A 26,253-nucleotide genomic window follows, 5' to 3' on the forward strand; every position below is an offset into this window, starting at 1 on the left:
ACTAGTCCTAAAAAGGTCGATTATGATCGTTTAGCTAAATATAAAAAAGCCATTGCTAAATTAGAAAAAGTAATTAACGAGACAAATAGAACATTGAGTCGGTTACATTAGATTATTAGTAAAAATGGTTATCTTTAACAATATCGGAATCTCGTTTATTTGCCTTTTACGATCAACTTTCGAAAAATTTTTAACATCTTTATAAAAGCGAATATCATGTTAAATTATTTTAATAATTTAACATAAGGTATTATGGAATGAAAGAGCAATTGGATACTTCTATTTCATAAACTTAACATAGTAGTATTTTTCAAATGGCATACTTAGGTAGCCTAAGTATGCCATTTGAAAAATTGATATATTTAGTAACTTATGGGAGAGATTTGTCCATTGAAAGAACTCATATTTACAGGTGTAATAGTGAGCCGTTTATCCCTTAGGATGGATGCATGTGTTGGATCACCGCGGTCCATCGTTTCATATAAAGATAAAAAGAGAGAGTGAAAGTAATTTTAGCCCTTTTTTTAGTTGCGTTTAGCAATAGAGTATTTCCAGACCTTGACTAAATAAAAAACAAATGAAATAATATTCATATGATTATATATTCATATTACAGGAGGAAAAACATGGGAATAGGGACTTTTGCATTAATAGGCGCAGCGCTCTTTTATTTGATTTATCTGATAAAAGGATTATTGTTGAGAAAACAGGGAATTAATGTGAACTTGTTAGGAGATAAAGATCATTCACGAGAGAAGTATTTTGAGATCATTCTAAAGGTTTTGACTGGGATCGGAGGTATTCTTCAGATTGCGACACCATTTCTATTCGATATCAATAAAACAGGCTGGGCCTATGTGGGAGTGGTTCTAATTTATTTTGGCGTGTTGTTGTTTTTAATTGCGGTTAGAGCGATGGGACTAAATTGGCGTGCTGGTTACAATGAAAAACAAAAAACAGAACTGGTTACTTCGGGAATCTATCGTTTCAGTCGCAATCCGGCCTTTGTCGCATTTGATTTATTGTATCTGGGATTTGCAATGCTTTTTCCTAATATCCTAATGCTTTTCATGGCAGTAATCGCGGTAGTCTTGTTTGACCAGCAGATTCGTGGCGAGGAGAAGTTTCTGCTGATGGCATTTGGTGATTGTTATCGTCAGTACCAAGCTGCTGTAAGAAGGTATTTTTAGAAAGATTATTTTAGAGATCAATGACATTTGATGATATGCTTCTACGCAATATTCAGACTTTTGAACAAACGCGGCTCAAAAATATATTTAAATTAAATGATATTTAGATTAGAATGAGGAGTAAATAACAGTTATTTCTAGTTTGTTTGTTCGTGTTGTTTTGAAAGCGGATAAAAAATTAGGTAATTGCTGAAAAGGAGTGTGGTGTCATATGAATGTAGATAAAAACGGACAAGTCGATTTTTTTTCTAAAATTTCTGAATACCAGATAACCGCCCGTGAGTTCTTTAGTTCTACTCTTTTAGAATATATAGAAAAAAACTTTGGTTGGGATCGAGTCCTTATTTCTTATTATGATAAAGAAGGAAAGTTTTTATCATGGACTAATTGGAACGGTCAATTAGTGAATTATAAAAAACACCCTTATCGAAAATTTGTCGAGGATGATGAGATTAAGCAAAAGATTTTTCAGGAGGCTCTAAGGGATCACCTGACTTATTTTAATGTAGTTCCCAGATTATATAAATCCACTGAGGTTCTAGGGATCAAGGACTATGAAAAAACGTCTTATGTTCGATTCATCGAAAAGAATTTTGATCAACGATACAGTGTGACCATGGCTTTTGGGATCAATGCCTATATTCAGGTAACCTTTTTTAAAAGTGCTCAGCTGGGAGATTTTACTGAAAAGGAAATTGAAGATTTAAAGGGAATCTATGTTTATCTAGCTAATTCATATAAGAATTTTAAAAAATATGAGCAGTCTAAAATAATCCAAAAAATTCAGAATGAAATCATTCTTTCTGGAGAAAAAGCATATTTGATTACAGATGATTTTACCCATGTAATGAATTATAGTCAGGCGGCAATCGACTGTTTAAGTGATATTTTGGGTCCTTTAGCATCCGAACAGATCAGTAGTACAGAACCTTGCAGCTGGCTTCCTTTTTTATTAGGTGATGAAAATCAGAATTGCTCTAAGTTAGCTCGGACTAGGATTGTTAAGAACTATATCTTTAGGATTTATACATATGATCGAACATATTCGAATGGAATTATTGATCGATACCACTGGATAACAATTTCAAAAAAAGACAAAGAAAAAAAATCTGAAAAACTTGAGATCAACTTACCATTAACCAGTACAGAGCTTAAAGTAGCAGAGTTATTGCATAAGGGACTGACGTATAAGGACATTGCAGACAAGATGGTCATTAGTTATCACACTGTGAAGAAACATGTTCAGAATATATACAGTAAGTGCAATGTAAATAGTCGATATGAGTTGTCACAACTGTTTGACAATAAAAAATGAATCGCATAATGGGGCCTAGACGGATGTTTAGGCTTTTTTGCTGTCCCCAAAAGGAACTCTATATAGGGAACATTCCCTATATGAAAATACTACTAATACCTAATTCTTATGCAATCTCAACTTTGTTAAACTTTGAACATAAAAACGCTTTCTGTTTAAGCTTAGGGGAGGATATGGTTGTCAAATAAAGGAATTGTGTTTAATATACAACGTTTTACTCTTCACGATGGTCCCGGTTTAAGGACAGAACTCTTCTTAAAGGGTTGCCCGATGACGTGTGATTGGTGTGGAAATCCAGAAAGCTGGTCTACACAAATTGAGCTGGGTGTTTATAAGAAGAAGTGTATCTCTAAAAAGAAATGTGGACTATGCGTGTTGGCGGAACCGAATGAAGAGGCCTTGTCCTTTCGACGAGGAAAATTAGAAGCGATTGATTCCAAAAAGGTTTCTAATCACTCTGGCTGTGCATTAGCTTGTCCAGCAGACGCGATAAAGCAATGGGGTGAGGAGCTGTCTGTTGAAGAGTGCATGGAAATCATTCGTAAGGACAAGGAATACTATGATCAATCTGGCGGAGGCGTTACTGTTTCAGGGGGTGAAGCGCTGCTTCAAAGTGACTTTGTAGCTGAGCTGTTTGTTGAATGCAAAAAAGAAGGGATACAAACATGCTTTGAGACGACTTTTCATTCAAATTGGAAAAAAGTAGAGGTTTTATTGCCTAATACAGATATTTGGATATCAGATATTAAGCACATGGATACGAACATTCATCGTGAGCGCACAGGAGTAGGGAACGAAGTGATTCTGAATAATTTGAAAAAGATAACAGAGCTTGATCGTGAGTTAATTTTGAGGATTCCGGTGATCCCCGAATTTAATGAAGATATGGGAAATATCGAGGCGACGGCAGATTTTATTCTAAGTGAATTGAAAGGCAGGGTGCGAACGCTTCAATTGTTGAGCTTCATGCGATTGGGTGTTGAAAAATACGAAGCTCTAGGGATTCCTTATGGGATGGAGGGAGTAAAGATTAATCGAAAATCTTTTCAAAAGCATGTTGAACGAATTGCTGACTACATGAATGGACGAGGGATTCACTGCCTTGTTGGAACAAAAGAAAAACAATGATTTTTATACAAATAAGGAGGACTTATTAATGAGTAACAAACACACAACAGCAAGAGGAACGGAGCCTTTCGATCAGATATACGGGTTAGGCTATCAGGTGAATCACGAAGACTGGTCACCGTTTCCACGAGTAAACCATTTGAGACAGACTTTTTTAGATCGACCTTATGATGTAGATGTCGAGAGATTACGCTTAATAACAGAGGCTTATCAAAAGCATGAAACCTGTTCGCGCAAATTGAAATGTGCGTATGCTTTTGAAAATATTTTATTAAATACTAGCTTATACATCTATGAGGAGGATTTGATCTTAGGAGAGATCGCGGCACCGGCTAAAGCTTCGCCAATTTATCCCGAATTTTCAGTTAATTGGATCATTGATGAAATCCTGCATTCACCGTTTGAGAAACGTCCAAACGATCAATTCTATATTAGAAATGAGGAGGAACGGCAAGAAATTCTTGAGCTGTGTGCATGGTGGAAGGGCCAGACGATTGATGACATGGTCAATGTGAGACTTGATGAGGATCAAACAAAGGGCTCTGAGGTTGGTGAAAAGATCTTCCAAACTAATCTCTACCATTATGCTGGAGCAGGCCATTTAGCAATTGACTATGCGAAGTTGATGCGTGAAGGCTATGTAGGTTTGATTGATGAAGCCAAAGCGCGTTTGGCCAAGCTTAGTAAACGAGATCCTGAGTATGCGGATAAGCGAGATTTCTATGAAGCAATGATCATTATGCATGAAGCGGCAAGAACGTATATCAAACGTTATGCTGAGCTGGCGGAGGAAATGGCCGCAGTTGAAATCGATGCGAAGCGCAAAGCAGAATTGGAAGAGATGGCGACAAACTGCTATCAGATTGCTTTGGGAGCTCCAAAAACTTTTTGGCAGGCGCTGCAGTTGTTCAATATTGCGACAGCGTTGATCCAAGTAGAAAGTAATGGACATTCAATTTCATATGGTCGGATGGATCAATGGTTGTACCCATTCTACGAAGCAGATATAAAAAATGGCACGATCACTAAAGAATTTGTTCTTGAGCTTCTGGAAGTTGAATACGTGAAGATGAACAACCCGACAAAGCTGAAGGATAAGGGCAGTATGGCTTTGCGAAATGGTCGGGGATTTGGTGGAGAAAGCTTAACGATCGGTGGTGTCGATCGAGATGGTAGCGATGCGACAAATGATCTGACGATGCTCATGCTGGAAGGTTCTGCTCATACACGAATGATGAATCCATGGGTATGTGTCCGTATGCATGAAAATACTCCATATGAATTAAGAGTAAAAACAACAGAATGCATTCGTGCTGGATACGGACATCCAAAGCTATTCAATGATGCACCGACGATCAAAGGAATGATGCGCAAGGGAATGACACTAGAAGAAGCCAGAGATTACTGCGTGGTAGGTTGTGTCGAAATTAGCTTGCCTGGAAAAGAATACGGTTGGCACGACGCGGCATACGTGAATACGCCTAAGATGATGGAAATGGTCGTAAATGGCGGTCGTAGTCTGAATACTGGCAACCAGCTTGGCCCAGATACCGGTAGCTTAGATACTTATCAAAGCTTTGACGAAGTATTGTCAAGTGTCGATCAGCAATTTGAATATTGGACCGATCAAATGTGCAGTAGCCTAAACGTGATTGATACGATCCATCGCGAACTGAAGCCATTACCATATGTATCAGCATTCTTCGAAGACTGCTTAGAATCAGGAAAAGATCTGACTGAAGGCGGAGCAAAATATAACGGTACAGGCCCTCAAGCCAGCGGAATGGCGACTTGTGCAGATTCACTGGCTTCAATCAAGCAACTAGTATTTGAGGAAAAACGTTGTACAGGTGCAGAGCTTCTACAAGCAGTAAAAGATAACTGGAAAGGCCATGAAGTCCTTTATTCATTAGTGAACAGTTCTAAGGTCCATCATTATGGAAATGACGATGACTACGCAGATGATTTATTCAAATACATGTTTGAATGCTATTGCAAGCATGTGGCAGGAAGAAAAAATGTACGCAGCGGAGAATTTAGCCCAGGTGTGTACTCGGTCAATGCCAATGTTGCGATGGGAATGAATACGAACGCTTCAGTAGATGGGCGTAAGAAGGGTGAAGCGATCTCAGACAACATGGGTCCTGTGCATACAGATGCGGGTTCACACGATGTGAGTGGTCCTACTGCCCTAGTAAATTCATTAGCTAAAGTCGATCACAGCTTAGCAACCAATGGGACTTTAATGAATTTACGATTCCCACAAGAAGCAGTAGCAGGTATTGAAGGACGAGACAATTTAATTAGCTTTATCGACGCGTACATGGCGAAAAATCCAATGCACGTTCAATTTAATATCATGAGTTCAGAAACCATGCGCGCAGCTCAGAAAAATCCCGAAAACTATAAAGACATGCTTGTCCGCGTGGCGGGGTACAGCGCGTACTTCGTAGAGCTTGGTAAACCGTTGCAAAAGGATTTGATCCAGCGGACCGAATTGAGTTTCTAAAAAAGAGAATGGGTGGGAAAAATGACATTTGAATTTAACTTTGTCCTCGTGGCATTGATGCAGATCATCGGATTTTTTGTACAGGGGTGTACAGGATTTGGCTGTACCGTTATTGCGGCGGCAGTAACAAATGGTTTGTTGGGAACGGAAGCGGGAGTGCCATATGGTACTCTCATCACCCTTCCTTTCTTATATTATTTAGGCATCAAAGCCTTCAAAGAGGTTTCATGGAAGGATCTCGCAAAGATCATCGGGCTGTGTATTCCTGGGATTTTGGTTGGGAATTACTTGTTTTATGCAATTAGCCCAAATATCGCTAAAATTTGTATCGGTGCGATGGTTACGCTAATCGCTTTAATGAATATCTATAAATATATCATCAAGCCTAAGCTTTCAGGCCAAAGCGAAGCAGATGAAGAAGTGGATACGACCGGAAAGAAAATCTTCCGATACGGTTGTCTAATCTTGGGCGGAATCGTTCACGGCGCCTTCAATATCGGTGGTCCGCTGATCACAGTCTATACAATCGAAGCGGTACAGGAAAAGGAAAAATTCAGAAATACCATGAACATGGTGTGGGTAATCTTGAATACCTGGAATGCCTTCTCGCAGTACCGAAGCGGCGCCTTTACACCATATATGCTGAGCGCGCTGGTCATCGGGCTTCCAATGGCAGCGATTGGATTTTTCTTAGGAATGGGCTTCTTGAAAAAAATCAATCGCGAACAGTTTTTACGGATCGTATATATCGTGTTGCTGTTTGTAGGCGGCAATATGTTAATAACAAGTTTGCTGTCAGTTATTTAGAAAATGGAGGAATTAGTCAATGAAGGATTTTACGTTTAAAGTACCGCAAAGCATAGAATTTGGAATGGGGAGTTTAAAAAAACTACCAGAGATATTAAAGGAGAATCAATCAGAGCATGTTTTCTTGATTTCTGATCGCGGGTTAGAAGGTCTTGGAGTAGTCAAAAAAATTCAGGACATTATTGAAGCTGGCGGAATCAGCTGTACGACCTATCTTGGTACGATTCCCAATCCAACGGTAGCTGTTGTCAATGAGTCTGCAGCTCTTTATAAGGAATGCGGTGCAACAAGTGTCGTTGCGCTTGGCGGCGGGAGCTCGATGGATGTGGCAAAAACGACAGGTGTTTTAGCCAAATACGGTGGAGAGATCACTGATTACGAAGGACTTTACAAAGTTCCTGGACCAATTGTACCGATTATTGCGATTCCAACAACTGCTGGCTCTGGCAGTGAAGTAACGGCCTCAGCGGTGATCACAGATGAAGCAAGAAATTATAAAATGTCCGTCATCAGCTATGAGATGCTGCCAAAATATGCACTTTTGGATCCAGAATTGATTATGACTGCGCCAGCATCAATTGCGGCTTCTTGTGGAATTGATGCATTGATTCATGCGATGGAGGCTTATGTTTCTAGAAATGCCTCACCATTTACCGATGCAATGGCTGAAAAAGCCATGAAATTAATTGGAGGAAATCTACGTCAGTTTGTCGCCAATAGACAAGATGAAGAAGCTGCTTGCGCGATGATGGTCGGCTCTACTTTTGCCGGTATGGCCTTTGCATGGGCGAAGCTAGGAAATGTCCATGCGATGAGTCATCCGTTGAGTGCGTATTTCCACATTGCACATGGAGTGGCGAATGCCATTCTTCTTCCAACGATTGTGGAGTTCAATGCGTTGGCGGATCGCGGACGCTATGAAACCATCTATAACTTTATTAGCGAAAGGAAAGAACCGGCAGCAAATTTTTCTCCTCAGTTGCTGATCGATGAGATTAAAAAGCTCAATACTGATTTAGGCATTCCAAGCTGTCTTTCTGAAATGGGCGTCACTGAGGATAAAATTCCTGAAATGGCCGAAGATGCAATGAAGAGTCCAAACGTAGCAGTTAATCCACGTTTGACGACTATTAAGGATATTATCGACCTGTATCAAAAAGCACTATAAAAAAACGACTAACTGTAGAAGGGAAAGGAAGATGGGGATTAGTGTAGATAAAAAGAGAGTGTTTTATTGGTTCATATGCTTGCTGTTTCCAATGATTATCGCCTTTATCCCAACGTCAGATGGATTCACGGCAAGTTTAAGACTGTTTTTAGTTCTGACCATATTTGTTATCTTGATCATTGCTTTAGAGTTGCTGCCAAGATTGGTCTCAGCGATCCTCTTGCCCTCTCTTTACATGATCACCGGATTGGTTCCTGCCGAGACAGCCTTCGCTTCCTGGACCAGTACCACTGTTTGGATGGTGCTTGGCGGACTGATTTTCAGTAATGTATTGGATGAAACAGGACTGCTGAAACGAATCGCTTATTATGTCATTCGAACATGCGGCGGAACCTACGCTGGGGCAGTATTCGGTTGCTTTTTTATCGGGATTATCTTGAACTTGATCACATTTTGTAATGGCTGGCTAGTAGCGAGCGCCCTTGTTTACGGCGTATGTAAAGCAATGGATATGAAGCCTTCGAAGGAAGCATCGCTGCTTTGCTTTGCCGGAACGATCGGTGCCACCGGTTGTACCGTTTGTCTGTATTATCCGGGCTATTTTTCCATGCTAGAAACAGCGATCAGGGAAGTGATTCCAGATTATCGGATGACGATGTTTACGTCATTTAAGTACAACGGCTTTTTTATCATTTGGTGCATTCTCAGTATTTTGATTCTAATGAAGGTCTACGATACAAAAAATATGAAAATCAATGTCAGCAAAAAGCTGTTTGACGAAAAATATGAACAGCTTGGAAAAATGAGCATTCGGGAAAAGAAAGCTGTCGCGATGGTAATCCTACTTTTAGCCTATTTATTTACTTCGATGTTTCTTGATTTGCCTGCGGCTTATGGATTTATGGCGATTCCGTTTCTAATGTATTTGCCGATCATAGGGATCGGCAAAGAAAAGACCTTGGAAAAGCTTAATTTCTCAATGGTATTCTTTGTTGCGACCTGCTTAGGAATCGGCATCGTAGGAGCCAATGTCGGCTTTGGCGATTATTTAACGGGTATCGCAGTTCCGCTGCTGGCAGGGAAAAGTACTTTAGTCGTCTGTGTATCGTTTCTGTTAATTGGTATGATTGCTAACTTTTTTATGACACCATATGCGATGTTGGGCGGATTAGCACTTCCTTTCGTACAAATCGCCGCGAGCCTTGGTATCAATCCAATTGCCGCGTGTATGTGCTTGCTTTATGCTTGTGAGCTGTTGTTTATGCCCTATGAATCAGCAGGAAATTTGATTATGTACGGATACGGAATGATGCCGATGAAGGATTTTGTAAAGCAAATGAGCTTGAAGGCGGGGATCATGCTTGCTGGATTTGTCTTAGTAATGTATCCGTTATGGAATTTATTTGGCTTGATTTAAAATGACTCTGAAAGGAAATCTTTCCTATGATAAAGCCTTTAGAAGAAAATCAGCGCAGCTCGAATATGAAAAGCTTGGTCAAAACATTAGCGATTCTGTCATCGTTTGATGAACAAAATCCTAGTCAGAGGACCTCTGATATTGCGGAGCGGCTGCAAATGAATATTAGTACGGTGTCGCGTCATTTAAATACAATGCTGGATTGGGGATTTTTGGAGCGGGACGAGTATACTGGTTATTATTTTCCAGGGCCAGAAATTGTTGCATTGGCGGGAAGATCGCTGCAGGCCAATGATGTTTATCGGCATGCCTTTCCAGAAGTTCATCGACTTTCTCACCAGTTTCACGTGTGCGGACACATGGCGGTTCCTCAAGAACGAGAAATCATCCATCTGATCAGTAGCTGTTCCCAAAATTTAACTGATTTATTGATTCCGATGGGGCATCGCCATCCAATGCATTGCTCTGCGATGGGACGAGTGATTCTGGCTTATTTACCACCCATTCAATCACAGGCTATTTTAAAAAGCAGCGACTTTAAAAAATACACCTTTGGGACAAAAAATGATATTAGTGAGATCAATCAGGAGCTGATTCTTACGAGACAAAGAGGGTATTGCAAGCTGATCAATGAGCTTGCGGAAGGTACTGGGTCAATTGCTGCGCCGATATTCAATCGCAATCGTGAACCAGTGGCTTCGGTGAGTGTTTCAATGAGTGCGCGCAGTCTCTGCAAAATAGAACGTGAGGAGGAGCTGGCAAAAGCGGTGATCACCTCTGCGGGACGAATTTCCAGCAAGCTAGGATATTATCCAAAATAATAAACAATTGTGAGATGTTGAACTTTTCGACATCTCTTTTTGTTGCATCCTGTGCAACTGGTTTTTGCAACACGCAAGTGAACTTCAGGCTCTGCAAGCTTATTTTACCAACCGAAACAAGTGGCAAAATGGATTGTGATTCATCAGCACTTCATTAAGATAAAGGAAACAGCAAAAATATTTTTGATTTGTTTAATGAATCAAGCATTCAGGAAGGAGTTATTATGAACACGACACGACGGTTAATTTATATTCTGTTAGGGCCGACCATTTTGGTGGCGAGTATCCTTTCGCTATCCAGCTTTTTAACCCGGCCAGGGGCAGAAGCGGTAGGGGTTTTGCTTTGGATGGTTTTTTGGTGGGTGACAAGACCGGTGCATATGACGGTCACGGCTTTTGTTCCCGTTCTTGTGAATGCGCTTTTAAATATTGTTCCCATGGCATCTCTGACGGCGCAGTATGCCTCGGATAGTATTATTTTGATCCTTGGTTCCAGCCTGTTGACCTTGCCGTGGGCAGCGACTGGTTTGGATCGACGTGTGGCCCTAAAAATTTTATCGATCATTGGTCCATCTATGAGATCTCAAATCACTGTTTGGCTACTTGCAAGTATGCTGGTCTCTAGTATTTTGCCGAATGTCGCAGTATGTGCACTTTATACGCCTATCGCTGTATCAATGCTGGCAGCTGCTGGGATTGAGGATATCGAAAGTAGTGAGCATGCAGTTCCGATCCTGCTCGCAATCGGCTGGGGGGTTGGATTAGGTGGCGTTGGCACACCATTAGGCGGAGCGATGAATATTGCGGCGATCTCTTTTTTAGAGGAATACACAGGACATGAGTTTATGTATGTGGACTGGATTGTTCGAATCGCACCATACTTCATTTTATTAGCCATTTTAAGTCTTATCGGTATGTTGCTGCTTTACGGAAAATCAAGTCCATTAAAGGGAACCAAAGAATATTTTGTAAACAGCTACAGCGAACTGGGACCAATGAAGCGTGATGAAAAAATCTGTGCAGTGCTGTTCTTGGTTGCTCTAGCGGGCGCGTTCACACGACCTTTATATGCGGACCTGCTGCCGGGGCTAGCCCCAGCCTATATCTTCTTGCTGTTTGGAAGTTTATCCTTTGTTATCAATGCAGCCAACAAGAAGCCTATGCTGGTTTGGGAAACAGCTCAAGAGGGTGTCATGTGGGGCATGATGCTTTTGTTCGGTGGAGGATTAGCACTAGGACGTTTAGTCAATGATTCAGGCGCAGGAGCCGCGATCGCTGATATCGTTGCAGATATGTCCTTAGACGGCGGTCTTATGACAATCATTGTCTTCACGATCTTTGCTCGTGTCATTTCGGAGCTGACGAATTCTACGGTTGCTTCGGCCGTAAGTATCCCGATCGTTCTTGGTTTCGCTGTCAAGATGGGCTTAAATCCGATCCCGTATTGGTTTATCACTGTCATGGCATACAATTCTGAATATTTGTTGCCTATCAGTGTACGTGCGATTCCAGTAGCCTATGGGTTAGATGCCAACAAGATGTTAAAAGGCGGGGTTCCAATGACGATCGCAAGTACTATCTTGGTCATTATTTTCGGCTATGTAGTGTTGCAGATCTGGCCTGGTTTTGGAGAGTTGTCTTACTTAACGAATTAAGTGAAAGGGAGCGAAAAAAATGAGTGAATCAATCACAGTAAAAGAATTAGTTGAGCGTTCAAAAGCAGCACAAGAGCAATTTGCTTTTGTCACGCAAGAACAAGCAGATGAAGCAGCTCGAGCGATATGTAAAGTGGTTTATGACAATGCGGAAACATTAGGTGTAATGGCCGCAGAAGAAACACGCATGGGCAGCAAGCAAGACAAAATCACCAAATGTCGAATGAAATCGTCCTTGATTTGGCAAAGTATTAAAAATGAAAAAACGGTAGGAGTAATCAATCGATTAGATGACCGAAAAATGCTTGAGGTAGCAAAGCCTTTGGGAGCAGTGGCTTGTATCATTCCTTCAACAAACCCAGTCGTTACTCCAATGTGTAATGCGGCATTTGCCTTAAAAACCCGCAACTCTGTCATTTTCGCTCCGCACCCTCGAGCTGTTGAATGTACCAAGCTGCTGGTTGAGATGTTTCGTGCTGAGCTGGCAAAGTCTGGTTTTCCTGAGGATCTCGTTTTAGGGCTGGAAAAGGTTTCAATTGATGACAGCAGTGAGCTGATGAGTTTGGCAGATGTAGTGGTAGCTACTGGGGGACCAGGAATGGTCAAAGCGGCTTACTCCAGTGGCAAACCGTCACTTGGTGTTGGTCAAGGGAACGTCCAATGTATCGTTGATCGGGATGTTGATCTGTCCGAAGCAGCAGAAAAAATTTTAATTGGTCGAAGCTTTGACAATGGCTTGATCTGTCTTGGCGAGCAGACGGCCTTTGTACCAGAAGAGAAGTTTGCCAATTTTGTTGAGAAAATCCAAAAACACGGCGGCTATTATGTGGAGTCGCCAGAGCAGGTTGAAAAAGTAAGAGCAGGAGTATTTCCAAACGGTGGTCCAATGAATCGCGAGATCGTCGGCTTGGATGCGAAGCAGGCGGGAAAAATCATCGGTCTGGAGGTTCCAGTGGATACAAAAGCCATTGTTGTAAAAGCAGACGGAACTGGAAGCAAGGATGTCTTATGTCGTGAGAAGCTGTGCCCTGTATTGACCTTGTATCCATACAAGGACTTTGAAGATGGCGTCGCGATGATGGTGGAAAATCTAGATTATGAAGGAAAAGGACACAGTATTGTAGTCCATTCGAACACACCCGAGCATGTAGAATATGCGGCGATTCAGTGTGCTGTCTCACGTGTGATTGTCAATCAACCATCAGGAACGACTGGTGGCGGTTCGCCAACAAATGGATTTGTTGCCACGACTACACTCGGTTGCGGCTCATGGGGAAATAATAGCTTCAGCGGAAATTTGAGCCATAAACACTTCATGAATATAACCTGCGTTGGTTACCCGTATGAAGAATCTTATCTTCCTGATCCAGAAATGGCTTGGGAGTAAAAATAAAACCTCAGTATTTTAAACCTGAAATACTGGCGAGCGGAGAAAGGAAAATCTGATGGATTATTTAGAGATTGAGGGAAAAGCACAATTAGAACGATTTGGAATACCGATTAATGATAGTATTTTGCTGATGGGTGATGAAATTCCAGCAGAGATTCCTTATCCATGTGTACTAAAGGGGCAAATCCTAGCTGGTAAGCGTGGAAAAGCGGGTGCTGTAAAAGTGGTCAAAACGAAGCAGGAATTACTTGAGGCAAAGAAAACCATTGAAAAGATTACCATCAATGATCAAGTGATGGAGGGCGTAATCGCATGCGGTTTTTTGCCAATTGAAGAAGAGTACTATCTTGGAATGACATTAGACGTTAAAAACCGCGCGATGATCATGCTTTTTACCCCATTCGGAGGAATGGATATTGAAGAGTTGGCGGAGACTTCACCAGAAAAGCTGCTGCGCTTTGATTGTACGAATGGATTCAAAGAAGAGGAATTCAAAAAAGCTACTTCTGTTTTTGATTTATCCGAAAAGAGAATAAACCAAGTGTTAGATATTGCCGGAAAGCTGGCTAAGGCTTGCTTCGAGCTAGATGCGACAACGATCGAGATTAATCCATTAGCATTATTAAAAAATGATACCCTAATGGCTATTGATGCGAAGTTGGTCATTGATGATAATGCTCTTTACCGACAAGGTGATTATACGATTTTGTCACGGACAGCGCAGGAAAAGTCTCCTCAGGAAATAGAAGCAGAGAAACATGATCTGACCTATGTAGAGGTAGATTCAGAAGGAACTATAGGAACGATGGCTGGTGGAGCGGGTATCGGTATGGCCACGATGGATACCATTTTCCACTATGGTGGTAGAGTGAACAACTTCCTTGATCTGGGCGGCGGTGTGACCGCTGAAAAGACTTATCAAGCGATGCGCATTTTACTACAAAATGAAAAGACCGATTATATCTTGGTGAACATATTTGGCGGAATCAACAATTGTGCTGATATGGCAGAAGGAATCGACCGTGCCTATAAGGAGTTAGGAATAAATAAGACGGTTGTGGTGAAAAGCCGCGGATTCAATCAAGAACAGGGATGGAGCATATACGAAAAGCTTGGTTTTCCTCAAACAAAATATGGAACGACTGATGAAGCCGTACAGACATTGTTGGCGTTAAAGGGGGCACAATAATATGAGTATTTTGATCGATCAAGAGACAGAGCTTTTAATAATAGGAATCACTGGCAAGCAAGGACGAATCCACGCGAAGCGAACATTAGAGTCTGGGGCAAAGCTGCGTGCAGGTGTCGCACCTGGCAAAGGCGGAGAAGCAGTCGAAGGAATTCCAGTATTTGAGACAGTGGCAGAAGCGCGGGAAGAGTTTCCGCAGATTCGTGCTGCAATGTTGTTGGTGCCGCCGCGATTCGTAAAGGATTCTGCTGTACAGGCGTTACAGGCGGGGATCGAACTATTAGTTGTGATCACTGAATTTGTTCCAGTGATGGATACGCTCGCGATTATTCTGGAGTCTAAGAAAACGGGAGCTAAGGTCGTTGGACCGAACACGATAGGTATTATTGCCCCTGGTAAGTCAAAATTAGGAATCATGCCTGCAGATATTTATGGAAAGGGCCATATCGGGATTATTTCAAGAAGCGGTACCCTGACCCATGAGACGGCTTCGAATCTGACTTTTAAGGGCTACGGCTTATCCACTTGTGTGGGAATCGGCGGTGATTCAGTTGTCGGGATGAATCATGCAGATGTATTAGAAATGTTTGCAAGGGATGAGGAAACAGATGCCATCGTTCTTATTGGAGAGATTGGCGGTACGAGTGAGGAAATGGCAGCTGCTAAGATTAAAGAGCTGAATATTAATAAGCCTATTTGTGCCTATATTGCAGGAATGTACGCACCAGAAAATAAAAAGATGGGGCACGCTGGCGCAATCGTCAGTGGAAATATGGGCACGGTAAAATCGAAAGTAGCAGCATTGGAAGACGCAGGGGTGACTGTTTGTCCCACACTAGGAAAAATAGTCACCTTCATGGAAAAAACAAATTCTCAGACAAACGGAAGGCTGCAATCACTAGAGCCTAAAGTAGATAGTCTGGCTTTGAAAGGATAGTCTTTCAACAAATAATTCAAAAGTAGAGGCTGTTCGCTGTATGAAATAGTCTCTATTTTTTCATTTAGACCCTTGCAAATTACTGAATAAAATCCCTGAAAATGAGATAGTGCTACTATTCAGACTTATCGTTTTTCTTTATCCTAAAAAAGATTTGCCGATTTTTGTTCTTAGAGGGCTAGAGAATAAAGTTAGTGACAGCAATACGAAAAGGATGAGGAAAGTGGAGTTCATTGGTGTTTTAGGTCTTATTTTAGTCATGTCTCACGTCGCTTTGGTATTTCTGTAGTGATCGGACAATTATTTGTCGGGATTTTATTAGGAAATGCCGGGTTAGATTGTTCATCCAGATATTTTAGTTGAGGTACTGAAGGAACTGAACGTGATCAATACCAAGGAAGGATTGACCGTTCTAGGGACCTCCGTTGTCGATGATATTTTGATGGTAGTAATCGTTAGCATGAGCAGGTCATTCTTAGGCGGAAAAAAGTTGGGAATAGTAATACGTTGGGGATCATGCTGATTGAGCAAGTGCTGCTTTTTGTTGCGATCTTCCTTTTGATCTGTTGGGGTGCGCGGTATTTGATGAGACTCAGCAATTTATTGCTGGCTGAATCTTCAGTGATTATTGTTTCACTGATTCTGTGTCTGAGTATGTCTTATATGGCTGATTTTATTGGCTTGAGTTCGGTAATCACCGCTTTTTTCACGGGTGTTGCGATTGGACAGACCAATGTCTGGAAGAAATTGTAGTACAATGTCGATGTGATCGGTTATGCCGTTTTTATCCCTGTCTTCTTTGTTAGTATTGGATTGGAAAAAACGGTCAACGGAATGCTGTCGATTGTGGTCTTGATAATCATTGCTATTGTTTCAAAATTATTAAGCGTTTATTCTGGTGATCCTGTTTACAACATTATCTTCGCCGTTTTTATTGAAGTACTTTACGAAAAAAATCTATCCCTAAGCAGCTACAAAAGAAAAGCACCAAAACCAATGTTACCACATTGGTTTTGGTGCTTCTACTCGTCTAAGAGGCCATATAGTACTTGCGCATTATTGTGTTGTTCATCCTTAGCACCGTAGACTAAAGTTACATTATCGTGCGCTTGGATGACCGTTCTTAATTCTTTCAATGCATCGTGTTGTGTACCGGATTGCAATTCTTCGCGATACTTCATTTGAAATTCTGGATACTTATCGACTTCGTGATTAAACCACTTCCGCAGCTCCGGACTCGGAGCGATCTCCTTCAGCCATAGATCGATTTTTTCCGTCTCTTTTGATTTTCCACGAGGCCACAGACGATCAACTAATACCCGATAACCATCAGAATTATTGGCAGGCAGATAGGCTCTTTTGATTTGCAGCATTTGAACACTTCCTTTGCCTTTTATTTTAGCAGGGGAGAAAAGAGAAACCAAATGAACTGTACAATTTTTTTTATTAGAAACCAAGTTGCCTTACAGGTTTCGTGATAGTAGCCAATAAAATCTGTTAGAATAATCATTGGAAACGACTTATTAATTAGAATTTATTGAATCGGAAAGGCGGCTCTCGTTGCATTTGCATTACTATTCAGAAGCTTATGGCATATCTTAAAGATTTTATTCCGCCAGGATGAACAAAAGGCGATCATGCTGGCAGTTCTGTTTATTCTGACGATCGGAACGATTTTCTATCATAATATTGAGAAAATGAGCTATCTTGATGCTTTGTATTTTTCGGTCATGACTTTAGCTACGGTGGGGTATGGCGACCTGTCTCCGCATACGGCTTTAGGAAAACTTTTTACGATTGTCTATGTCTTGATCGGTGTGGGAATTATTACGGCGGTGATCGCAAATTTCAATCGTGCGTTGGTGGAATATCATAAAAATAAGAAACATAGCGAAGAAAAAGCTGAAAAAAGCCGCAATTAATTGAAAAAAATAAAAGCGAAAAAGGTTATTTACTTAATCATTTTCGCTTTTATTTTGCGTACCTATCGAAAACTTTTTCGTCATTTAAATTACGTATGGCTCGATTTATTTGAAATTTTCTTTAATTCGTTTTATTTATAAATGCACCGCGCTCTTCCCATGTTATCTACACCCAAAACGTTAATTTTTCCGAAAACTTTAGAACGAGCTTTTGCTTTCTTTTTCGTATATTTTATAAAAGAGAAAAGAAATTGGATTCATGATTGAAAAAGGAGCGAATAAGCATGGAAATCAAACAACTGACCAGACGACAACTTTTTACGATGAAGAACAGAAAGAACCTTGAGACAAAAGTACGCAAGTTTTGGGAAGCAACCAAAAATGCGGATCTAGTAGCGGAATATATCGTAGCGATTATTGTAAGGAATGCGCTTGTCGCAAGCGATTTTTCGCTGCCTTGTCAAGATGTTGTGCGGGACCTGCTTTTTCAAGCCGAACCAAGCGAGACACTAAGAAAATTCAGTCCATTTTTCAAGGACTATCTAGATGAGAGCGAATGGATCAGCGTCATCAAGCGGTTGTTCAAAAATGAAAATGCGTATTATAAAGCGACTAAAAAGATGCGAATACACGAAGGTAATCTAAAAAATAGAGGCAGTGCTGCGCTTGCTGATAACTATGATAGCTACACGCTAGTTTCTGTCTTCGAAGATACCAATGGGAAGAAACACACATGGAAATTAAGAGATGCCGACCCGAGCAATACCCTTGAGGAAACTAGAGGCATCCTCAGAATTTTAACGACTTTGACGATTTTTGAAAAGGGTGATGTGCGACAATTTGCCAAATTTTTGGATTGTGAGTTTAAAGGAACCACGACGCTTTATAGTACGAAACAACCGAAAGAGCAGCTGGAGTCTGTCCAAAATTCGATGGCAGAACCATCAAAAATGAAGGCGGATACAAGTATTGAGCGTGTTTTGATAGATGGTTTTGACCTCTCTGCGTTGACTAAGGGAGAACTCATCATGTTACTTAAAGGGATTTTTGAGGAAGCAGAGGCAGCTATGTTGGAGGAATCCTCTGATAAGGCAGAAGAAGGCTTTGAAAAATTGCCGGCAGATCTGCCTATTGGCAATAAGACGAATATAGAATCTAGGATTGTTCCAGAGGAAAAAGAAAATCAGCAACAGGAACCGCTATCGACGTTAGCAAAACCGAAAAACGATCTGATCCCATCTTTGGCAGCAGGAGCTATTCTTGAAGAAGGCGCAGAAAAGCCGCCAAAAGTTGACAAACCTGCTAAACCAAATGGTAAAAAGCTTTCCAAAAAAGATCGGAAACTTTTGGAAAAATATAATCAAGGGAAAAAGAAACATCGAAAATAAAGATTAAATTCTTTGTAAAGCAAGGTTTTATTTGTCATGGATTCAGAACTTGCAAAGAATGCCTCTTATTAGAAGAATGATGTAGGTATTGACTACAATTTAATTATTTATACAAGCAGACCTTTAGAAAAAAAGACGAGTCTTTAGGTCTATTTGTCGTTTGGTCGTGAAAAAAGTCGCTTCAGCAAAATGGAAAAAAGAAAGAACAGCAATATTTAAACTAAAAAGTTTGCAACGAATCAAAAGAGCGTTTACTTTCACTGTGGTTTACGGCAAAATGAACCGTGAGGTGAATGGAATGGCGATTTATTTAGAAATGCCCGAGTTAGATAAGGATTTTCCTTTCCGTATTTTGGTGAATGACGGGGATATTTTGACTACCCCTCATTGGCATCGGGAAGTCGAGCTGATCTATGTGACAAAAGGGACGATCTCTTTAGGAATCGATGACGTACCTTATAAGCTGAGGGAGGGCGAGATTGCCTTTATCGGCGGCGGCTTGATTCACTATGTTTTGGCTTCGCCGGGCAGTGAACGGCTGGTCTATCAATTTGACTTGAATTACTTTACGGCAGGTAATAAAGAAAATTTGGATTTGCAGAAGCTGTTTGCGGAATTACTGCCAATCAGTCCTCGTTGGGAGAAAAAAGATGAAACAGCCGTTAGAAGTCTGCTTGAACAAATGAATCGTGAAATGGAAAATCAGGAAACAGGCTATCAATTTGCGTTGAAGGCGGAGCTGTTCGAACTGATTACCCGTTTGTTGCGAGACATTCCCCAGCAAGCAAAGCAGCCGAAAAAGATCAATAAGCTGGCGACACAGGATGTACTGGAGAAGCTGGATGGTATTTTCAGCTATGTGGAGGCCCATTATCAAGAAGTGCTGACTTTGCAAACTATCGCCGAGATTACGGGGTACAGCTCGTTTTATTTTACGAAGTTCTTTAAGAAGAATACGGGAAAAACTTTTTTGACTTTCTTGAATGAATATCGCATCGACAAAGCCAAATGGCTGCTGATCAATAGTGATCTGCCGGTGTCAGAGATTATCACTCAAACCGGCTTTGAAAGTGATAAAACTTTTTATCGATTGTTTAAGAGTTCAATGGCGATGGCACCGTTAGAATATCGAAGTACGATGAAAATTGAATAAATCGCAGAAAGGCAATTACTGATTTAGTAATTGCCTTTCGACAATATTTGAGAATAATACAACAAAAATGGGGGAATGAAAAAAATATTTCCTGGCTATAATAAGAGTATCAGCACGAATGAAAACGGATACGGTTCAAAAGGGAGCAAAGTAAATGCAAAAAGAAAAACAGTTTTTATGGGGCGGAGCCGTCTCTGCCGCACAAAGTGAAGGGAATTATCTCGCGGATGGACGCAAGCCTTCGAATTTTGACTATCTGCCATTAGACGATCGTCGCCTTAAGGCAGTATATAAGAATCAAGCGGCTTCAATCTTAGATTCAACAGGAGATGAAATCTATCCTGGACGAAATGGGAATGATTTTTATCATCATTATCAAACAGATATCGCTTTGCTAAAGGAATTAGGTGTGAATAGTTTCCGTTTTTCCATTTCTTGGTCGCGAATTTTTCCGACAGGAGAAGAGCAGGAACCGAATGAAGCGGGGCTTCAATTTTACGAAAAGCTTTTAACGGAGCTGAAAAAACATCAGATGGAGCCAATTGTGACCTTGTCACATTTTGAGATTCCAATCCATTTGGTGGAAAAATACAATGGTTGGGAAAGCCGTAAAGTGGTGGATTTGTTCCTGCATTATGCCGAAACAGTGATGAAACGTTTTAAAGGGCAGATCAATTATTGGATTCCATTCAATGAGATGAATATGGTGCTGCATATTCCGTTTATCGGCGGGGGAATCTTGTTTGAAGAAGGAAAAGATAATTTATCGATCCAATACCAAGCCGGACATCATCAATTGCTGGCAAATGCTTTAACGATCAAAGCAGGCAAACAGATCGATCCGGAGAATCAATTCGGTGCGATGCTGGCTGCAGGGAAAACTTATGCCTACACCTGTGATCCGAAAGATGTTTTTGCGGCCTTGCAGCAGGAAAAAGAAAACCTGCTCTTCTCAGATGTTCAAGTCTTTGGTGATTATCCTAAATTCTTTGCTCATTATATGGTGGAAAAGGGTTTGAAATTAACGATTTATCCAGAAGATCGAAGGATTCTAAAGGACAATACAGTCGATTTCGTTTCCTTCAGCTATTATTCCAGTGCCTGTACCGCGGCAGAGGAGAATGGGATCGATCGTGTGGCTACAAATGGGTATACGACCTTACGCAATCCACATTTGCCAAAAGGCAAGAGCGTGTGGCAGGATGATCCATTGGGCTTGAGGATCACGTTGAACCAGCTGCAGGATCGTTACCATAAGCCGTTGTTCATTGTGGAAAATGGAATCGGGACGCAGGATGAGTTCGTTGATGGGAAGGTTCATGATGACTATCGTATCCATTATTTGCAAGAGCACGTTAAAAATATGATGTTGGCGATGGAAGAGGATGGCATTGAGCTGATGGGCTACTTAATGTGGGGGATCATTGATTTGCCGAGTGTTAGTGAAGGAAGAATCAGTAAGCGTTACGGCGTGATCTATGTGGATCAAGATGATGAAAATAATGGTTCGCATCAACGCTTTAAAAAAGACAGTTTTGCATTTTATCAAAAAGTCATTTTGTCAAATGGTGCCGTTGTATTTGAATAGGGAGGAGTAAAAAAATGAGAAAGTATCAACAGTTAGCAAAAGAAATCATTCAAGGACTTGGGGGAGCAGAAAACGTAAATTCCGCAGTTCACTGCGCGACTCGCTTACGTTTTGATCTGAAAAATCCGGAAGCAGCTAATATCGACAGCTTAAAAGAAATCGACGGGGTAGTGGGTGTGAATCCAACACCGACACAGTTGCAGGTGATTATCGGAAGTCACGTCGGTGAAGTTTTTGAAGAAGTTATTCAGCAGGGTGTAACCAACGGCGATGCAGAAGCAGGCAAACAGCCAGCCGCATCAACGACTTCAGCTAAGAAAGAAACGAGTATCTTGAACAAGGTAGTCGATACGATCACGGGCTGTATGACACCGATGATCCCAGCTTTGACCGCTGCCGGGATGATCAAAGTGATTTTATCCTTGTCAACGACCTTCAATTGGATGTCGAATGAATCCAGTACTTATCGTGTGTTAGATTTCATTGGTGATGGAGCTTTCTATTTTATGCCGATTTTATTGGCTGTCTTTGCAGCGAATAAATTCAAAGTCAATACATCGATCGCTATTATTGTTGTAGGTGTTTTCCTGCATCCTAATTTCAGTCAGTGGGTCGCTTCTGGAGATCCGATCTCTTTTATAGGGATGCCGATCCAAGGCGTGATCTATGCAGCTTCTGTTATTCCGGCGTTATTGACGATCTGGGCAATGTCTTATATTGAACGAGGCGTCGATAAGATCACACCGCAATCATTAAAAATTCTATTGAATCCGACATTGACCTTATTGATCACCGCACCATTAGCATTGATCGTGATTGGACCGTTGGGTAACTATGCTGGGCAGGGACTAGCTTGGGTAATTAACTTGATGGAGGGACAATTAGGCTTTATCATGGTGGCTTTATTAGCAGCGGCGATGCCATTTATCGTTATGACTGGTATGCACCATGCCTTGACACCGATCTTCGTTGCTTCTTTTGCGGCAACTGGAACAGAATCTTTGATCTTAGTAGCTCAGGTTTGTGCGAACTTAGCCCAAGGCGGCGCAACATTGGCAGTAGCTTTCAAATCAAAACAAAAAAATGTGAAATCCATCGCAGCGGCAGCAGGTGTTTCTGCCATCATGGGAATTACTGAACCTGCTTTATACGGAATCACAATGAAATACAAAAAACCGTTAGTGGCAGCATGTATCAGTGCCGGAATTTCTGGATGCTTTGCGGGATTAATGCATGTAACTTTATATGTACCGCAAAACAGCTTGATGGCCATCCTAGGTTTCTCAGGAGATAAAGGAACAAGCAATATTATCGCTGGTATAGCGATGATGGTTATGTCTGTCGTCTTATCTTTTGTATTGACGCTTGTTTTACAGAAGGATGAAAAAATCGAAGCTGCACCAACCGAAAAATCTGCTAAAGGTTTAGCAGTCAATTCATAAAATAATCAGAGTAGGATAGAAGCTTCGACTTCTATTCTACTTTTTTAAAGGACAGTTCTTAGGAACTTGATATCTCATGGGAAGAACAAAAGAGTTTTCGGTTTTCTGGAAATTCTATCATTATATAGAAACAAGGTGTATGTATGAAAATCTATTTAAACGATTATCAAACCGAAACGTTAGAAAAAGCCGAGAGTCTTTTCTTTAATGGGAATGGCTCAATCGGTTTACGAGGCAATCTAGAAGAAGGCTATTACGATCACTTTTCGACCAATCGTGAGACCTATATCAATGGTTTTTACGAAACCAAAGACATCCATTATCCTGAAAAAATGTACGGCTTTACGCCAACTGGTGAGACGATGATCAGCGTAATCGATGGACAAACGACCTTGATTACGATCGGCGGCGAGCAATTTTCGATCACAGAAGGGTCGATCAGCGAAAGCCAACGCTATTTAGATATGGAAAAAGGGATGACGGTTCGAAGCTTACTTTGGACTTCGCCGCAAGGACGTCAGACTAAAATCACGATTTCGCGATTGGCTTCTTTTCAATATAAGAATCTTTTTTCCATGAAGATCGATTTTGAACGTGTGAATCATGAGGAAGAGATCGAATTAACGACTCATTTGAACTTTTATCCAGTCCGAACGATCGATAAAAACGATCCGCGAATGAGCCACGATCTGCAAAAAATTTCTATTAAAGACATTGATTTAGCAAAAAATCGCTGTAAATTTGGTACCGAGTATTCGCAGCTAGAAGCAGAGCTGGCTTGGTCGATTGACAATCAAACATTGAGTCAGACGATTGAAGCAGAGCGAATCGTGATTCGCACCAAACTGGAAGGGAACAGCTATCAAAAAAATCTCAGCTATGCTTTTCAACAGCCGGAACATGCAGGGATTGACAGTAATTTTGCCGAGTTAGTTCAGCAGCAAGAACAATTCTTAGCTGAATTTTGGCAAAGCGCCAAAGTTAAAATCAAAAGCACTGAGATGCTGGAGGAAAGTGTCAATTACAGTACCTTCGCGCTGCTGCAATCCCTAGGCAGCAATGGTACTACTAGTATCGCGGCCAAAGGATTGAGCGGCAGCGGCTATGAAGGACATTATTTCTGGGATGCTGAGATGTTTGTGTTCCCGGTCTTTTTACACTTGAATCCGACGTTAGCGAAACAGTTGTTGACTTATCGTTATCACATTTTAGACAAAGCACGGGAGAATCGTCAGCTTTTTGGATACCAAACCGGCGCACTATTCCCGTGGCGGACAATCTCAGGAACAGAATCCTCGCCATTTTTCGAGGGTGGGTCGGCGCAGCATCATATTAACGCCGATATCGCCTATGCCTTTATTCAATATTATCGCTACACGGATGATCTGGCATTTATGGCAGACTGCGGGTTTGAAGTTTTGCTTGAGACAGCACGAGTCTTCAGTGAAATTGGTTATCTGAAAAATGACCAATTCCACATTGATAAAATCACTGGTCCCGATGAATACACCGTATTGGTGAATGATAATTATTACACCAATCAATTAGTTGCCTATCAATTTGAATGGATCAATCGTTTGGCACAGATCTTGAAGGAACAATCTCCTGAGATTTGGGCTGAGCTGACCGAAAGATTACAATTGCAAGAAGAGGAATTACAAGAATTTGCACTCTTTGCAGACAAAATGGCGCTGCCGTTTGATAAAGAGAAAGGGATCATTGCGCAGGATCGCGATTTCTTGAATAAAGGATCTTGGCCGTATTCGCAGGAGGAAACGAACTATCCATTGCTGCTGAATTATCACCCGTTGACGATTTATCGTTACCAGATTTCTAAGCAAGCCGACGCGGTATTGGCGTTGATGTTATTTCCAGCTGCCTTTGATCAGGCGACGATCGCCAAAAGTATTGTTTACTATGATGAAGTGACGACTCATGATTCTTCATTGTCGTACTCGACTTTTTCAACGGTTTATAGCCGTTTAGGTCAAGTGGAAAAGGGCTATGAATACTTCTTGAAAAATGCTCGTACCGATCTGGACAACAGTCATAAGAATACAAAGGACGGTATTCATACGGCTTCGATGGGCGGTACGTTCATGACGATCGTTTATGGTTTTTGCAACTTGCAGGTGATTAATGACGAATTAGTGATCGATCCGCATCTGCCGGCAGAAATCGAAGAAATCGATTTTTATACCTATTATAAAAATAAGAAATATCGGATTTATGCCAATCATCATGAGCATTGGATCGAACAAGACACAGAAGGGGAGTAGTCATGCAGGGATTTGTTTTTGATTTAGATGGCGTGCTCGCCGATACTGCGAAGTACCATTACATTGCTTGGAAGCAATTGGCCGCTGAGATCGGCATTACGATTGATGAAGTGTTCAATGAACAATTAAAGGGTATTAGTCGACAAGAATCATTGGAACGAATTTTGGCTCACGGTAAAAAAAGCAGTACCTTTTCAGCAGCCGAGCTAGCCAAGATGGCGGAAAAAAAGAATCAGCATTATGTCGAATTATTAGAAGAGCTGACGCCAGAGGATGCTTTGCCGGGAGTGAGAGAATTATTAGCAGCAGCTCGCGAACACAATATACCCTGTACAGTCGCTTCGGCATCGAAAAATGCTCCGCTGATTCTAGAAAAATTAGTACTGGCGGATTATTTTGTGGGGATTGTTGATCCTGAGTCGTTAGCTAAGGGCAAACCCGATCCGGAAATCTTTATCAAAGCCGCACAACTGATGGCACTTGATCCAAAAGAAGTGATCGGCTTTGAAGATGCGCAGGCTGGTATCGATGGGATTAAAGGCTGTGGAATGTATGCGATCGGGATCGGAGAGGCAGAGCAGTTAAAAGGTGCGGATCGAGTGATTACTGATTTAACAGAAATAGCTATTGAAGAGTTGCTTCGAATATAGGAAAACGGAACATGTAAAAGTTTGCCAGAGCTGCATCTAGAAGTGATTAATTATTGGGTATATAAACTTGTGAATTAAATATTACATTTTCTTACGACCGTTAGTCACGACTATGCCTTCAAAAAAAGGACGCCATTCCGTACAACAAAAGACATATCCTAGTTCCTATATAAAAATAGTACGCATTTTGTTACTCCAAATCCAAACTTTGCTTGATGGCAGAGGGTGGATTTGGGGTTCTTTTGTTTTATAGAGGAAGCCCATTTATTTTATAAAACGGTAAGAATATGGGTGGATAAAACAAC

20 protein-coding genes and 1 pseudogene are annotated in these 26,253 nt (G+C 41.2%); 20 read left to right on the forward strand and 1 reads right to left on the reverse strand.

Annotated elements, in window-relative coordinates; translation table 11 throughout:
- The first annotated feature begins 626 nt into the window (after positions 1–626).
- The 13 genes and pseudogenes from FFR60_RS00005 to FFR60_RS00065 form a co-directional block, all read left to right on the forward strand.
- A complete protein-coding gene (locus FFR60_RS00005) occupies positions 627–1,190 on the forward strand; it encodes a methyltransferase family protein (RefSeq protein WP_137662454.1) in 564 nt (187 codons plus the stop codon).
- Positions 1,191–1,401: 211 nt separating this feature from the next.
- Positions 1,402–2,505 carry a response regulator transcription factor gene (locus tag FFR60_RS00010; RefSeq protein ID WP_137662455.1) on the forward strand — a complete coding sequence of 368 codons (1,104 nt, stop codon included), beginning with the start codon at positions 1,402–1,404 and terminating at the stop codon, positions 2,503–2,505.
- A gap of 177 nt (positions 2,506–2,682) precedes the next feature.
- Entirely contained in the window at positions 2,683–3,633 is a 951-nt protein-coding gene (hpfH, locus tag FFR60_RS00015; protein ID WP_137662456.1) for a (2S)-3-sulfopropanediol dehydratase activating enzyme, read from the forward strand.
- Positions 3,634–3,661: 28 nt separating this feature from the next.
- Positions 3,662–6,142 (forward strand): (2S)-3-sulfopropanediol dehydratase, encoded by a 2,481-nt coding sequence (gene hpfG / locus FFR60_RS00020; RefSeq protein ID WP_137662457.1) that lies wholly within the window; start codon positions 3,662–3,664, stop codon positions 6,140–6,142.
- Positions 6,143–6,163: 21 nt separating this feature from the next.
- Positions 6,164–6,949 (forward strand): sulfite exporter TauE/SafE family protein, encoded by a 786-nt coding sequence (locus FFR60_RS00025; protein WP_137662458.1) that lies wholly within the window; start codon positions 6,164–6,166, stop codon positions 6,947–6,949.
- A gap of 19 nt (positions 6,950–6,968) precedes the next feature.
- Positions 6,969–8,117: an iron-containing alcohol dehydrogenase gene (locus FFR60_RS00030; protein WP_137662459.1), complete on the forward strand. Its 1,149-nt coding sequence runs from the start codon at positions 6,969–6,971 to the stop codon at positions 8,115–8,117.
- A gap of 31 nt (positions 8,118–8,148) precedes the next feature.
- Complete coding sequence (locus tag FFR60_RS00035; protein WP_137662460.1) at positions 8,149–9,534, forward strand: SLC13 family permease; 1,386 nt, start codon at positions 8,149–8,151, stop codon at positions 9,532–9,534.
- Between the two features lie 26 nt (positions 9,535–9,560).
- A complete protein-coding gene (locus tag FFR60_RS00040; RefSeq protein ID WP_137662461.1) occupies positions 9,561–10,355 on the forward strand; it encodes an IclR family transcriptional regulator in 795 nt (264 codons plus the stop codon).
- A 224-nt stretch (positions 10,356–10,579) separates the two neighbouring features.
- The gene (locus FFR60_RS00045) at positions 10,580–12,010 is read left to right on the forward strand and encodes an SLC13 family permease (protein ID WP_137662462.1); all 1,431 of its coding nucleotides are present in this window, start codon (positions 10,580–10,582) and stop codon (positions 12,008–12,010) included.
- Positions 12,011–12,029: 19 nt separating this feature from the next.
- On the forward strand, positions 12,030–13,397 hold the full coding sequence (locus FFR60_RS00050; RefSeq protein WP_137662463.1) for an aldehyde dehydrogenase family protein: 1,368 nt from the start codon (positions 12,030–12,032) through the stop codon (positions 13,395–13,397).
- A 58-nt stretch (positions 13,398–13,455) separates the two neighbouring features.
- Positions 13,456–14,589 carry an ATP-grasp domain-containing protein gene (locus tag FFR60_RS00055; RefSeq protein WP_137662464.1) on the forward strand — a complete coding sequence of 378 codons (1,134 nt, stop codon included), beginning with the start codon at positions 13,456–13,458 and terminating at the stop codon, positions 14,587–14,589.
- Between the two features lies 1 nt (position 14,590).
- Positions 14,591–15,526, forward strand: coding sequence for a succinate--CoA ligase subunit alpha (gene sucD, locus FFR60_RS00060; RefSeq protein WP_137662465.1), 936 nt, complete (start codon positions 14,591–14,593; stop codon positions 15,524–15,526).
- 255 nt (positions 15,527–15,781) lie between these two features.
- Positions 15,782–16,493, forward strand: a pseudogene (locus tag FFR60_RS00065) (cation:proton antiporter); the annotation flags it as partial.
- A 55-nt stretch (positions 16,494–16,548) separates the two neighbouring features.
- On the opposite strand, the gene FFR60_RS00070 reads toward FFR60_RS00065, so the two are convergent.
- Entirely contained in the window at positions 16,549–16,899 is a 351-nt protein-coding gene (locus FFR60_RS00070; RefSeq protein WP_137662466.1) for a DUF488 domain-containing protein, read from the reverse strand.
- 264 nt (positions 16,900–17,163) lie between these two features.
- On the opposite strand from FFR60_RS00070, the gene FFR60_RS00075 reads away from it, so the two are divergent.
- The 7 genes from FFR60_RS00075 to pgmB all read left to right on the forward strand — a co-directional run bounded on the left by FFR60_RS00075 (position 17,164) and on the right by pgmB (position 25,948).
- Positions 17,164–17,448, forward strand: coding sequence for a potassium channel family protein (locus FFR60_RS00075; protein ID WP_249354913.1), 285 nt, complete (start codon positions 17,164–17,166; stop codon positions 17,446–17,448).
- 284 nt (positions 17,449–17,732) lie between these two features.
- The gene (locus tag FFR60_RS00080) at positions 17,733–18,836 is read left to right on the forward strand and encodes a hypothetical protein (protein ID WP_137662468.1); all 1,104 of its coding nucleotides are present in this window, start codon (positions 17,733–17,735) and stop codon (positions 18,834–18,836) included.
- 298 nt (positions 18,837–19,134) lie between these two features.
- Complete coding sequence (locus FFR60_RS00085; RefSeq protein ID WP_137662469.1) at positions 19,135–19,989, forward strand: helix-turn-helix transcriptional regulator; 855 nt, start codon at positions 19,135–19,137, stop codon at positions 19,987–19,989.
- Between the two features lie 154 nt (positions 19,990–20,143).
- The gene (locus FFR60_RS00090) at positions 20,144–21,577 is read left to right on the forward strand and encodes a family 1 glycosylhydrolase (RefSeq protein WP_137662470.1); all 1,434 of its coding nucleotides are present in this window, start codon (positions 20,144–20,146) and stop codon (positions 21,575–21,577) included.
- A gap of 14 nt (positions 21,578–21,591) precedes the next feature.
- Positions 21,592–23,019 carry a PTS transporter subunit EIIC gene (locus FFR60_RS00095; protein ID WP_137662471.1) on the forward strand — a complete coding sequence of 476 codons (1,428 nt, stop codon included), beginning with the start codon at positions 21,592–21,594 and terminating at the stop codon, positions 23,017–23,019.
- A 143-nt stretch (positions 23,020–23,162) separates the two neighbouring features.
- Positions 23,163–25,298 carry a glycoside hydrolase family 65 protein gene (locus FFR60_RS00100; protein WP_137662472.1) on the forward strand — a complete coding sequence of 712 codons (2,136 nt, stop codon included), beginning with the start codon at positions 23,163–23,165 and terminating at the stop codon, positions 25,296–25,298.
- Between the two features lie 2 nt (positions 25,299–25,300).
- Entirely contained in the window at positions 25,301–25,948 is a 648-nt protein-coding gene (gene pgmB / locus FFR60_RS00105; RefSeq protein WP_137662473.1) for a beta-phosphoglucomutase, read from the forward strand.
- Positions 25,949–26,253: the final 305 nt, after the last annotated feature.

Source organism: Enterococcus hulanensis (assembly GCF_005405485.1).
Taxonomy (GTDB): Bacteria; Bacillota; Bacilli; order Lactobacillales; family Enterococcaceae; genus Enterococcus_A; species Enterococcus_A hulanensis.